This window comes from Enterococcus infantis, from assembly GCF_049166715.1.
GTDB lineage: Bacteria > Bacillota > Bacilli > Lactobacillales > Enterococcaceae > Enterococcus_C > Enterococcus_C leclercqii.
Genome location: NZ_JBMHFB010000007.1, coordinates 38,677 through 51,727 on the forward strand (window position 1 = coordinate 38,677; position 13,051 = coordinate 51,727).

Here is a 13,051-nt window from a genome sequence, read left to right on the forward strand (position 1 = left end):
TGAATGGAAATGAAACAAATTACAGACTATCAAAATAAAAAAGTTCTTGTGCTGGGTTTAGCCAAGAGTGGATTCAGTGCGGCCAAATTGCTTCATGATTTGGGCGCACTTGTTACCGTTAACGACGGAAAGCCATTTGATGAAAACCCTGAAGCGCAAGATCTTTTGGCATTAGGGATCAAAGTTATCACTGGCAGCCATCCCATTGAATTGTTAGATGAAGATTTTTCTTTGATGGTGAAAAATCCAGGAATTCCCTATGATCAACCATTGGTACAACGCGCAATCGAAAAGAAAATCCCTGTGATTACCGAAGTCGAGTTGGCTTATGAAATTAGCGAGTGTCCCATCATCGGAATTACCGGTACAAATGGGAAGACCACGACCACGACCATGACTGCTGATATCCTCAACCAAGGTATGGATGTTGGGACAGCTCGTTTGTCCGGCAATATCGGTTTCCCAGCTAGCAGCGTGGCACAAATTGCGACAAAAGATGATGTATTGGTAATGGAGCTTTCCAGCTTTCAACTAATGGGCATCACTGCATTTCATCCGGAGATTGCGGTTATCACCAATCTCTTTTCAGCACATCTGGATTATCATGGCAGCCGCGAAGAATATATTAAAGCCAAGTGGCATATCCAACAGAATATGACGGCTGTTGACACGCTGATTCTTAACTGGAAACAGCCGGAACTTCGTCAGTTGGCTGCAGGAACCAAAGCGGTTGTTTTGCCGTTTTCTTCTGAGGAAAAAGTCGAAGGAGCTTATTTGTCTGAAGGTGTTCTTTATTTCAAAGATGAAGCCATCATGGCAGCCAAGCAACTGGGTGTACCTGGCAATCACAATATTGAAAATGCGCTGGCTGCGATTTGTGTAGCTAAAACTCGAGGTATCGCAAACGAAGCAATTATAAGAGCTTTAACCAGCTTTACTGGTGTGCCGCACCGGACCCAATTTGTGACGCGCATCAACGAGCGGACTTTTTTTAATGATTCCAAAGCTACCAATATTTTAGCTACAGAAATGGCGTTGGGCGGATTTGATCACAGCAAGCTGATCTTATTAGCCGGTGGGTTGGATCGCGGCAATGGATTTGAAGAATTAATTCCTTCTTTAAAAGGTCTGAAAGCTGTCGTCTTGTTCGGAGAGACCAAGGACAAGCTGGCTGAAGCGGCGACCCAAGCGGGTATCGAAACCATTCTTTTTGCTGAGAACGCTGAAGTTGCTGTACCCCTTGCTTATGAGTTGAGCGCTGTTGGCGACACCATCTTGTTGTCACCGGCGAATGCTTCTTGGGATCAATACAAGAATTTTGAAATCAGAGGCGACAAATATATGGCGGCAGTCCATGAACTGGCACAAGCCCTGCAGTGAGTAAAACTGCGACATTTTAATGCAGAAATGAGCGAAGAATAAGTGAAAATTTTAGTGACCGGTGGCGGAACAGGTGGACATATCTATCCTGCTTTGGCCTACGTAGAATACGTCAAAAAAAATGATCCGACGGCTGAGTTTATGTATGTCGGTGCCAAACGTGGATTGGAAAATAAAATTTTGCCGAAAACCGGTATTCCTTTCAAGACATTAGAGATTCAAGGCTTTAAGCGCAGTTTGAGTCCGTCGAATTTCAAAACGATTCAGCTTTTTTTGAAAAGTATCAAAGAAGCTAAAAAAATCGTCAGTGATTTTGCACCAGATGTTGTGATTGGGACAGGGGGATATGCTTCCGGTGCGGTGGTTTATGCTGCCGCAAAATTGAAGGTCCCTACGATCATTCACGAGCAAAACAGCGTCCCCGGAGTTACCAACAAGTTTTTAAGCCGCTATGTCGATAAGATTGCTGTGGCCTTTCCTGATGCAGCCGGCTTTTTTCCGAAAGAGAAAACCGTGTTAGTAGGAAATCCTCGAGCGACTGAGGTTGCTGACGTGTCACCTTCAGCAATTTTAGCCGAATATGGTCTAGAACCGCAACAACCAACGGTCTTGATTTTTGGTGGGAGTCAAGGGGCGTATAAGTTAAATCAAGCCATGGCAGAAGCAATCCCACTGTTTGCTAAAAAGAGCTACCAAGTGCTGTATGCTTCCGGTGATCGCTATTATCAAGAAATCCAAGAAAACCCTAAAATTGACTGGCAACAATTGACAAATGTCAGCCTTCGCCCCTATATTGATAAAATGGCTGAAGTCATGGTCAACTGTCAATTATTAATCGGACGTGCTGGTGCGACATCCATTGCCGAGTTTACGGCACTGGGGTTGCCAGCCATCTTGATTCCCAGCCCTCATGTAACCAATGATCAGCAAACAAAAAATGCTGTCAGTCTGGTGAAAGCCGGCGCTGTTAAAATGTTGACTGATGATGAGCTGACCGGCAAGTTGCTGGTCCAAACCATAGATGAAATTATGTCCAACGAAACGCTCCGACAACAGATGGCAGAAGCCTCCAAAAAAGAAGGCCTTCCTGATGCAGCTGAGCGGCTGCAACAACTAGTAAGGGAAATCGTCAAATAAATAATAGATATACGTTCAAGAAAAGGTGGTGATGACGATCAGTAAGAAACCCAATGACCCAAAAAATAAAGAAGATGTAAAGCCGGAGTCGCCACAAGATCTCAGCCACCTGACTCCTTGGCAACAAGCGAATTTAGAGTACAAAAAGCAAAAAGGGGAAGATACCAACTGGTCGCCTACAATCATCGAAGGTAAGCAAGAGGCAGAAGAAACTGAAGAAAAGACGACTGAAACAAAAGCAGAGCTGGAACTTGGAACTCGTCCAAAGACAAGTACCTCGGAGTCTTTTGCTGATCGGTTGCCCAAGGTTAAGTATCAGCGACATACAGTCTTGTATCGGCGGATGGCCATTATCATTTTGTTATTGACAATCCCCTTGGCTGGAGTCATTTATTATGTCTCTCCCTTAGCTAAGTTGGCCGGGGTCACAGTGACTGGTACGCAAAAGGTCGCTGCTGCTACCGTGGAAAAAGAGGCGGATTTTGTTACCGACAGTGACATCTGGCCGCAATTTATCAAGCGTAGTGAACACATTGCCGCCGTTAAAAAAGCGGAGCCTCGTGTCAAATCGGTGTCAGTTGAGATCAATTCTTTCAATCATTTTGTGATTCATGTGAAAGAATACCAGGAAGTTGCTGTTTTGGCGCATGCCAATTCCTATTCGCCGATTTTAGAAAATGGCGTAGTCTTGAAGGAAAATATGAAAAATCCAACCGAGAAGATGCCGATTTTAGAAAATTTCAAAGAACAAAAAATGATTTTGCGAGTGTTGAAGGCTTACCATGGGTTATCACAAGAATTGCAAGAGGCAGTTTCACAGATTAAATATGCTCCTACCTCCAGTAATTCAGAATTGTTGCAGCTGTATATGAATGACGGCAATCAGGTAATTGTCAATATTTCTAACTTAGCAGCTCAAATGAAGTATTACCCGCAAGTAGCTAAGGATATGAAGGAAAAAGGCGTCATCGACATGGAAGTGGGTATCTTTTCTTATCCTTACGAAAAGACCACTGACTCCAGTAGCGAGACAACAACGTCTTCAACTGAAGAAAGTTTGACACAACCGCAATCACAACAGTAAAAAAATCAAATAATTTTCAATACGTATTTCTAAATTCCGGTGATTTATGGTATCATTGATAGCAGTGAACAAATATGTAAATGATATAGCGCAAGGGGCTCAGTGCCCTGTTTCGTATATGGATTTATTTTGTAGGAGGGAATCCCATTCATGGCAAAAACGGGAATGTATGTAGGCCTTGATATCGGTACAACGTCGGTTAAAGTCGTTGTTGCCGAGTATGTAGAAAACCAAATGAATATTATTGGTGTCGGGAACGCCAAGTCTGAAGGGATCAACCGCGGGATTATCGTCGATATCGAAAAGACGGTTCAAGCAATCCAACGGGCTGTCCGCCAAGCTGAAGAGAAGGCCGGCATCCAAATTCGCAGCGTGAGTGTAGGAGTTCCTGCTAATCTGCTGGAAGTGGAAAGCTGTCAGGGCATGATTGCTGTCAACAATGATTCTAAAGAAATCACTGATGATGATGTCCGCAACGTTTCTTCTGCGGCATTGGTCCGCTCTGTGCCTCCTGAACGCCAAATCATCGGAATCCTGCCACAGGAATTCACGGTAGACGGATTTGAAGGTATCAAAGATCCTCGCGGGATGATTGGTGTTCGTCTGGAAATGTTCGGTGTTGTCTTTACCGGACCGAAGACCATCTTGCACAATATCCGCAAATGTGTTGAAAAAGCTGGTTTGACCATCAATGAAATGGTGATTACACCACTTGCCTTGACAGAAAGCATTCTCTCAGACGGTGAAAAAGACTTCGGTACTATCGTCATTGATATCGGTGGCGGCCAAACGACCACTGCTGTCATGCATGACAAGCAGCTGAAATTCACCCACGTTAATCAAGAAGGCGGCGAGTACGTCACGAAGGATGTATCGACAGTCTTGAATACTTCCTTCAATAATGCAGAAGCCTTGAAGATTAATTATGGCGATGCCTATCCTGAACGGACTTCTGCTAGTGAAGAGTTTCCGGTAGATGTTATTGGTAAATCCGAACCGGTGAAAATCGACGAACGCTATTTGTCTGAAATCATCGAAGCCCGCATGGAACAAATCTTCAATAAATCAAAAGAAGTTTTGGATGAAATCGATGCCTTGAGTCTTCCGGGAGGCGTGGTCCTTACCGGTGGTGCAGCCAGCCTGCCAGGTGTTGTAGACTTGGCACAAGAAATTTTTGATACAAATGTAAAACTGTATGTGCCAAATCATATGGGATTGCGTAATCCGGTCTTTACCAACGTAATCAGTATCGTAGACTATTCTGCTAATTTGAGTGAGGTTTATCACCTAGCTAAATCAGCCGTTACCGGTGAAAAGTCAACACCACAAGTCAAGCAAGAAGCAGTCGTTCCGCAAGAAGTACGTTATGAAGAATATGACGATGCGGTTGAAGAAGATTACACTGAACCAGAAGAAAAATCCGGTGAAAGCGTAAAAGACAAAGTAAAAGACTTCTTTTCCAATATTTTTGACTAATCTATCCGGGAGGAAACAGACATTATGGAATTCTCAATCGATAATAACATCAATGAAGGCGCCGTGATCAAAGTCATCGGTGTCGGCGGTGGCGGTGGCAATGCCATCAACCGCATGATCGAAGAAAACGTCAAGGGTGTCGAATTCATCGCAGCCAATACTGACGTTCAAGCATTAAAAAATTCAAAAGCAGAAACAGTGATTCAATTAGGACCAAAATATACTCGTGGTTTAGGTGCAGGTTCCCAACCAGAAGTTGGCGAAAAAGCAGCTGAAGAATCAGAAGAAGCAATCCGTGAAGCTTTAGACGGTGCAGATATGATCTTCATCACTGCCGGCATGGGTGGGGGTACCGGTACGGGTGCCGCTCCAATCGTTGCCAAAATTGCTAAAGATTTAGGTGCATTGACAGTTGGTGTCGTAACTAGACCTTTTACTTTTGAAGGACCAAAACGTGGCCGCTTTGCTGCGGAAGGAATCGCAAAATTAAAAGAAAATGTAGATACTTTGCTAATCATTTCCAACAACCGTTTGTTGGAAGTCGTAGACAAGAAGACACCGATGTTGGAAGCTTTCCGTGAAGCGGACAATGTCTTGCGTCAAGGTGTTCAAGGGATTTCCGATTTGATTACAGCACCGGGTTACGTAAACTTGGACTTTGCTGATGTGAAAACCGTTATGGAAAATCAAGGAACGGCCTTGATGGGTATCGGGGTTGCTTCTGGCGAAGACCGTGTAATCGAAGCAACGAAGAAAGCTATTTCTTCACCATTGTTGGAAACTTCAATCGATGGTGCAGAACAAGTGCTGTTGAACATCACAGGTGGTTTGGACATGACTTTATTTGAAGCACAAGATGCATCTGATATCGTGGCAAATGCTGCGACTGGTGATGTAAACATTATCTTGGGTACTTCAATCAATGAAGAACTTGGTGATGAAATTCGCGTGACAGTAATCGCTACCGGAATTGATCCAACAAAAAAAGAAAATAAGACCCGCACGACTCGCCAAAGCCAAATCCACAGCATTCCGCAAAAACCAGTCTTGGATATGGAACAGGCAAAACCGAGCCAACCGGAAGACGATAATGCATTCGGTGACTGGGACATCCGTAAAGAACAAACTGTTCGCCCTAAAGTGGATGACACCCAATTTGAAACCATCGAAAAGAAAGATTTTGAAACATTCAATCGTGATGAAGTAAAATCAAATGACGATGACGAATTGAGCACACCGCCGTTCTTCCGTCGCAAACGATAACATGGAGGCAGAGCACATGATTTCTGAGAACTTGCGGGAGGTCCGACAAGAGATACAGAAGTCCTGTGCTCTTGTTTCACGTTCTGAAGAGGATGTCACATTGGTTGCAGTGACCAAGTCGGTTGATGCTGGTGCAACCAAGGCGATTGTTGCTGCCGGAGTTTTTCATTTGGCAGAGAATCGCGCCGATAAATTCTTATTAAAAAAACAACTTTTTTTAGATTTTCCGGAAATCCAATGGCATTTTATTGGTAATTTGCAGCGGAGAAAGGTAAAATCTATAGTAAATGAAATTGATTTTCTGCATTCTTTAGATAACTTAAAATTGGCTGAAGAGATTCAAAAAAGGGTCAATAAAGTGCTGAAGTGTTTTGTGGAGGTCAATGTTTCGGGAGAAGCTTCCAAACAAGGCATCTCTCCGGAAGAACTTGCGGATTTCATTGCCAAGTTGGCTGCCTATGACAAAATCAAAGTCGTGGGATTAATGACGATGGCCCCGGCTATGGCAACTGTGCCTGAGCAGCATCAGCTGTTTCGACGATTGCGAGAACTGCGGGATGAAATCCACAATCAGAAGCTCTCTTGGGCCCCATGTACAGAACTCAGTATGGGGATGTCCCATGACTACCAAGCGGCGATTCAAGAAGGTGCGACATTTGTACGAATCGGTACCGTACTGTTCAAAGAGTAGCTTCATCTAAAGGTCGGTGTGGTTACCGAACTTTTTTTCAAAACAGTAGCGTGTCGTGTTGGGATACGATGAACTTAAAAGGAGGAAACCAAAGTGAACTTTTTACGTAAAGCCGCTGATTTTTTTGGTCTTTCTGATGAAGAAGCCTTTGAATACGAGGTAGCATCGGCAGCTGTTGAAACAACTGAAAAAGCAGTTGCTGAACCAGCTGCGTCAATGCCGCAAAAGAAAGTCAAAGTTAGTGAGAATCAACAGTACCAAATACCATCAGAAACTGTTGCACCGGTACAGGAAGAAAAAGTTGTGTCGATCCACCAGCCTAGCCGTGTACAAAATGTCAAACGTAACCCCAGCCGCAGCCGTAGTGAAAGTCTGGCTGCTGCCGGAAAAATCACCATTTTGGAACCTCGTAACTACAATGAGATCCAAACAATTGCTAAGCGTTTGTTGAATGGTGAAGCAGTTTTGATTAATTTCCATAAAGTGGAAGAAGACCAGGCACGACGAATCGTTGATTTTCTGACAGGTACAGTCTATGCCCAAGATGGCGATATCAAACGGGTGGGAGACGAAATCTTCCTATGCACACCAAAAGATGTCGAAATCGAGGGTGCCGCTTCTTTGTATGGCGAGGCAGCCGATGTATTTGAAGTCTGATTTAGGAGGAAATGACCATCATATTCAATCTGTTGAACTTATTTATACAGGCTGTTGATCTTTATTCGATGATTTTGGTTATCTATGCACTGTTGTCTTGGATGCCTGGAGGTTATGAATCAGGTATCGGACGGTTTTTGGCCAAAATCTGTGAGCCGTTTTTAAACTTATTTCGCAAGTTGCCATTGACTTTTGGTCCGGTGGATTTCAGTATTATGGCCGCGATTTTGGTTTTGAACTTGGGGGGACGGCTGATTTATCAGCTGCTGTGGAATCTGGCTGTTCGTGTTCTTTACGGCGGCTGATCGTGAAAATGAAAGAGAAAGGGGTGATTTTCTTTGAATGCAAATGTGTATCAGCACTTTCGCAATGAAGAACGCCCCTTTATTGATTTGGTGGCAGATTGGGTTGAGCAGGTGCAGATGCAATATGCACCTTATCTAACCGATTTTTTGGATCCTAGACAAGCGTATATCACAGAGACATTGATCCGTCAGGAAAGCGACCTTAAGTTTAGGTTTTACGGCGGCTATCAGGCAGCTGAACGGAGGCGCTGTCTCATTTATCCTGATTATTACGAACCAAATGAAGAAGAATTCGATATTCAGCTGTTTGAGATCAATTATCCTACCAAGTTTGCAACATTAGGCCATGGTCGTGTATTGGGAACATTGATGGGAACCGGCGTCAAGCGGGAATATTTCGGTGACATCATTAGTGACGGGGAAACTTGGCAATTCTTTGTAGCAAAAGAGGTAGCCTCTTATGTTCAGCTGCAGGTAGATAAGATCGGCAAAATTTCGGTGCGTTTAGAAGAACGGCCGTATACAGCAATTATTCGACCTTTGGATGCTTGGACTGCCGAGAAAGAAACCGTCAGCTCACTTCGTTTGGATACCGTGATTTCCAGTGTTTACAATATTTCTCGTCAACGTTCAAAACAGCTTATCGAATCTGGAAAAATCAAGGTCAACTGGACTGAGGAGACTCGCCCAGATTTTATGTTGGATTTGTTGGATATCGTCTCAATCCGAGGATTTGGTCGCATCCAGATTCAAGATATCGAAGGTGTGACTAAGAAAGAAAAGATCCGTCTCTCCCTAGGGGTTTTGCGGAAATAAAGAGCAAACAACTAACTAACGATAAAGGTGGTAATAACTATGGCATTAACTCCATTAGATATCAATAACAAGAGTTTTTCCGTGAAAATGCGGGGCTACAGTCAAGATGAAGTCGATGATTTTCTAGACTTGGTCGGACGGGATTATGAAACAGCCGTTCAAAAAAATCGTGAGATGGAAAAAGCGCTAAAACACGCTGAAGAAAAGTTGGAATATTTCAATGAGTTGAAAGATGCATTGAACCAATCCATCATCGTGGCCCAAGATACAGCGGACAAAGTCAAAACATCTGCCAGCAAGGAGTCTGAAGTGATCATCACATCGGCTCAAAATAAAGCGGACGAAATGGTGGCTACTGCTGAAAAACGCGCCCACGAATTGACGACAGCGGCGGAGGCAAAAGCGAAGGAAATCTTGAACGATGCAACAGTCAATGCCCGTCAGTTGGCGACAGAAACCAATGATTTGAAGACCAAGACCCGCGTCTTCCATCAAAATCTATCACTGATGTTGCAATCCCAATTGGAGCAGGTGAAGAGTCCGGAATGGGATGAAATCTTGAAACCATTCTCCAGCTATGTGCAGGACGGCCATGAAGTATTCAAGGAACTGGTGGCAAAAGACCTTGACAATAGCGATGACTCTGAAGTAAACTCGGATTCAGAACCGACTGCAAGTGGCGTTGAAGTTGTAGAAGCTTCTGAAAAAGTGGTTGCTGTTCCTAAACCGGAAGACAAAGAACCTATCAAAGTCAATACTTTGGATGATGCCAAAGAATTGTTGAACAAGATTGAAGAAAAAAACTAGAGTAAAACAGAAAAGTCGCAGGTAACTTTTCAGCGAGCCGGAGAGAGGTGAGAGTCCGGTAAAGCACTGTCTGCGAAAAGATCCTTTACTTTGAGGTGTGGCTGAAATGACAGTAAGCTGCAACGGGTGATGACGTTATCCATCAACGAGAGACTGTTTTTAGCAGTCTGAATTCGGGTGGTACCACGACACGTTCGTCCCTTTTGGGATAAACGTGTCTTTTTTTATCTGCTGTGTCAATAGCAGCTTTTGTTTTGCAACAGGATTTAGTAAGTATCGCTGTTTTAAACAGCAAAAAATAAAAAGGAGCGACCATACATGAAAATGAAGGAAACCCTGCATTTAGGGAAAACTGAATTTCCGATGCGCGGCAATTTGCCGACACGGGAAGCCGATTGGCAGAAAGAATGGGAAGATGCCAAGATTTATGAACGCCGGCAAGAGCTGAATGAAGGGAAACCATCATTTATTCTCCATGACGGCCCTCCTTATGCCAACGGAAATATCCATATCGGTCACGCATTGAATAAGGTTTCAAAGGATATTATCGTTCGTTCAAAATCCATGTCCGGTTTTCGAGCACCTTATGTTCCCGGCTGGGATACTCATGGATTGCCTATCGAACAGGTTTTGACCAATAAAGGCATCAAACGTAAAGAAATGACGATGGCAGAATATCGAGAAAAATGTAAAGAGTACGCCTTGTCACAAGTGGATACGCAACGAAACGATTTCAAACGCTTAGGTGTTGCTGGTGATTGGGACCATCCCTATATCACATTAGAGCCTGAATATGAAGCGGCAGAAATCCGTGTCTTCGGTAAAATGGCAGAAAAAGGCTATATCTATAAAGGGTTGAAACCAATTTATTGGTCACCTTCTTCGGAATCGTCTTTGGCGGAAGCTGAGATTGAATACAAAGATGTGAAATCACCTTCTATCTATGTTGCGTTCCAAGTTGTTGACGGAAAAGAACTGTTAGATTCGGACACCTCCTTTGTAATTTGGACAACTACGCCATGGACGCTGCCGGCAAACCTGGGGATTTCAGCAAATCCTGACTTTGTCTATGTTCAGATTCAAGCAGACGGTCGTAAATTTGTCGTGGCGAAAGATTTGTTGGAAACTGTAAAAGCAGCTATTGGCTGGGAAAATGTTGAAGTGCTGCAAGAATTTCCGGGAAGTGCTCTGGAATACATGACAGCAAAACATCCGTTTTATGATCGGACATCACTGGTACTCCTTGGAGACCATGTTACCTTGGACGCTGGTACTGGTTTGGTTCATACTGCTCCAGGACACGGGGAAGACGACTACATTGTCGGTAAAAAATACGGTTTGGACGTCTTGTCTCCAGTAGATTCCCGTGGGGTATTTACAGATGAAGCACCGGGCTTTGAAGGAATTTTCTATGACAAAGCCAATCCAATGGTTACCCAATTGTTGGAAGAAAAAGGTGCCTTGCTGAAGTTGGATTTCTTTACCCACAGTTATCCTCATGACTGGCGGACGAAAAAACCGGTTATTTACCGTGCCACACCGCAATGGTTTGCATCAATTGACAAGTTCCGTCAAGACATCTTGGATGAAGTTGAAAAAGTTGATTGGATTATTCCTTGGGGGAAAACTCGTCTTTATAACATGATCCGCGACCGGGGAGACTGGGTAATTTCTCGTCAACGGGCTTGGGGCGTACCATTACCAATCTTTTATGCTGAAAATGGAGAAGCAATCCTGACACCGGAAACTACTGAACACGTAGCCGCATTGTTTGCAGAACACGGCTCAAATATCTGGTTTGAACGTGAAGCCAAAGAGTTGCTGCCGGCTGGATTCACTCATCCGGGTTCACCGAATGGAGAATTTACGAAAGAAACTGACATCATGGACGTATGGTTTGATTCCGGTTCATCTCATGAGGCTGTTTTGCGTCAGCGACCAGAACTCAGCTTCCCGGCTGACATGTATCTGGAAGGTTCTGACCAATACCGAGGCTGGTTTAACTCTTCCATCACAACGAGTGTGGCTATTAACGGCGTTGCTCCTTACAAAGCGGTGTTGTCTCAAGGCTTTACCTTGGATGGAGAAGGACGCAAGATGAGTAAGTCACTGGGGAATACCATTGCCCCAGAGAAAGTCATCAAACAAATGGGAGCTGATATCCTGCGTTTGTGGGTAGCCAGTGTTGATACAGAGGCAGATGTGCGGGTGTCTATGGATATCTTGAATCAAGTATCGGAGGTTTATCGCAAAATCCGTAATACAATGCGCTTTTTGCTGGCTAATACCAATGATTTCAATCCGGCTAAAGACACGGTGGCTTATGAAGAGTTGCGCTCGGTAGACAAATACATGATGGTGCGCTTGAATGAAACCATTAAGGAAATCCGGGAAAATGGTTACGATAAGTATGATTTCTTGACCATTTACAAGACAGTTATGAATTTCATGACCACCGATTTGTCCTCCTTCTATTTGGACTTTGCAAAAGATGTGGTTTATATTGAAGCAGAAAATGACGCCCAACGTCGCTGTATGCAGACAGTCTTTTACCAAACAGCTGTCGCATTAACCAAACTGTTGACCCCAATCATTCCCCATACAGCAGAAGAAATCTGGAAACAGTTGAAAGAAGAAGAAGACTACGTCCAATTGGCCGAATTCCCAGGCTATGAAGAATTTCCGAACCAAGAAGAGCTGCTAGATACTTGGTCAGCCTTTATGGACTTTCGTGACAAGGTACTCAAGGCACTGGAAGAAGCGCGTAATGCCAAACTAATCGGGAAATCGCTGGAAGCTAAGCTGACGGTATATCCTAACGAACAAGCAGCTGTTTTGCTGAAAGCTGTCGATAGTGATCTGGCACAATTGTTGATTGTTTCTCCAGATTACTTGGAAATCAAAGACGCTGGCGCACAAGTTCCTGCTGAGGCTCAGGTCTTTGAAGATGTTGCGATCTTGGTAGAAAAAGCAGAAGGCGAAGTTTGTGAACGTTGTCGTCAAGTTCGTGAAGATGTCGGTACCGATGAAAAACTGCCAACATTGTGCGGTCGCTGTGCTCATATCGTCGAAGAAAACTTTCCTGAAGCTGTTACAGAAGGTTTTGAAACTAAATAAGTTTAACCGGTAAACAGTCGCTTTGAAACATGAGAGCTTTTACCAACCCAAACAAGCAGTCCGCCTTTTTAAGAAAAGGGGACTGCTTGTTTTTATGGTTTTCTAAAACGAAATTGTTATATTATTAGTTATAGAATAATGTTTGAAGTGTGAAAATCAGCGCCTTTGATTTTGAGAGTTGCAAATGAGGATTGTTTTCAACAAAAAAAGTGTTTCAGAACAAAAATGACTTTTCTAACATGGATTGTTAGTAAACTACCTATATTTGGCGTAAGAATGTCGCGAAATTAGGAAATAAATCCGAACGATGGCGGCAGT

The 13,051-nt window shown here is 43.7% G+C and carries 11 protein-coding genes and 1 other annotated feature; all 11 genes read left to right on the top strand.

What is annotated here, in order from left to right; translation table 11 throughout:
- Positions 1-9: 9 nt before the first annotated feature.
- The 11 genes from murD (at position 10) to ileS (ending at position 12,733) form a co-directional block, all read left to right on the top strand.
- Positions 10-1,380: a UDP-N-acetylmuramoyl-L-alanine--D-glutamate ligase gene (gene murD, locus ACOMA8_RS09460; protein ID WP_421370276.1), complete on the top strand. Its 1,371-nt coding sequence runs from the start codon at positions 10-12 to the stop codon at positions 1,378-1,380.
- A 42-nt stretch (positions 1,381-1,422) separates the two neighbouring features.
- Positions 1,423-2,517, top strand: coding sequence for an undecaprenyldiphospho-muramoylpentapeptide beta-N-acetylglucosaminyltransferase (gene murG, locus ACOMA8_RS09465; RefSeq protein ID WP_421370278.1), 1,095 nt, complete (start codon positions 1,423-1,425; stop codon positions 2,515-2,517).
- A gap of 31 nt (positions 2,518-2,548) precedes the next feature.
- Positions 2,549-3,601, top strand: coding sequence for a cell division protein FtsQ/DivIB (locus ACOMA8_RS09470; protein ID WP_421370280.1), 1,053 nt, complete (start codon positions 2,549-2,551; stop codon positions 3,599-3,601).
- Between the two features lie 150 nt (positions 3,602-3,751).
- On the top strand, positions 3,752-5,077 hold the full coding sequence (gene ftsA, locus ACOMA8_RS09475) for a cell division protein FtsA (RefSeq protein WP_161899429.1): 1,326 nt from the start codon (positions 3,752-3,754) through the stop codon (positions 5,075-5,077).
- A 24-nt stretch (positions 5,078-5,101) separates the two neighbouring features.
- The gene (ftsZ, locus tag ACOMA8_RS09480; RefSeq protein WP_161899430.1) at positions 5,102-6,340 is read left to right on the top strand and encodes a cell division protein FtsZ; all 1,239 of its coding nucleotides are present in this window, start codon (positions 5,102-5,104) and stop codon (positions 6,338-6,340) included.
- A gap of 16 nt (positions 6,341-6,356) precedes the next feature.
- Complete coding sequence (locus tag ACOMA8_RS09485) at positions 6,357-7,031, top strand: YggS family pyridoxal phosphate-dependent enzyme (RefSeq protein WP_421370283.1); 675 nt, start codon at positions 6,357-6,359, stop codon at positions 7,029-7,031.
- A gap of 93 nt (positions 7,032-7,124) precedes the next feature.
- A complete protein-coding gene (locus tag ACOMA8_RS09490) occupies positions 7,125-7,688 on the top strand; it encodes a cell division protein SepF (RefSeq protein WP_421370285.1) in 564 nt (187 codons plus the stop codon).
- 11 nt (positions 7,689-7,699) lie between these two features.
- The gene (locus ACOMA8_RS09495) at positions 7,700-7,993 is read left to right on the top strand and encodes a YggT family protein (protein ID WP_161899432.1); all 294 of its coding nucleotides are present in this window, start codon (positions 7,700-7,702) and stop codon (positions 7,991-7,993) included.
- A gap of 33 nt (positions 7,994-8,026) precedes the next feature.
- Positions 8,027-8,809: a YlmH family RNA-binding protein gene (locus tag ACOMA8_RS09500; RefSeq protein ID WP_421370287.1), complete on the top strand. Its 783-nt coding sequence runs from the start codon at positions 8,027-8,029 to the stop codon at positions 8,807-8,809.
- Positions 8,810-8,848: 39 nt separating this feature from the next.
- Positions 8,849-9,616 carry a DivIVA domain-containing protein gene (locus ACOMA8_RS09505; protein ID WP_161899434.1) on the top strand — a complete coding sequence of 256 codons (768 nt, stop codon included), beginning with the start codon at positions 8,849-8,851 and terminating at the stop codon, positions 9,614-9,616.
- Positions 9,609-9,821 (top strand) — a binding site (T-box leader). It overlaps the preceding gene by 8 nt.
- Positions 9,822-9,934: 113 nt before the next feature.
- Entirely contained in the window at positions 9,935-12,733 is a 2,799-nt protein-coding gene (gene ileS, locus ACOMA8_RS09510; RefSeq protein WP_421370289.1) for an isoleucine--tRNA ligase, read from the top strand.
- The last annotated feature ends 318 nt before the right edge of the window (positions 12,734-13,051 follow it).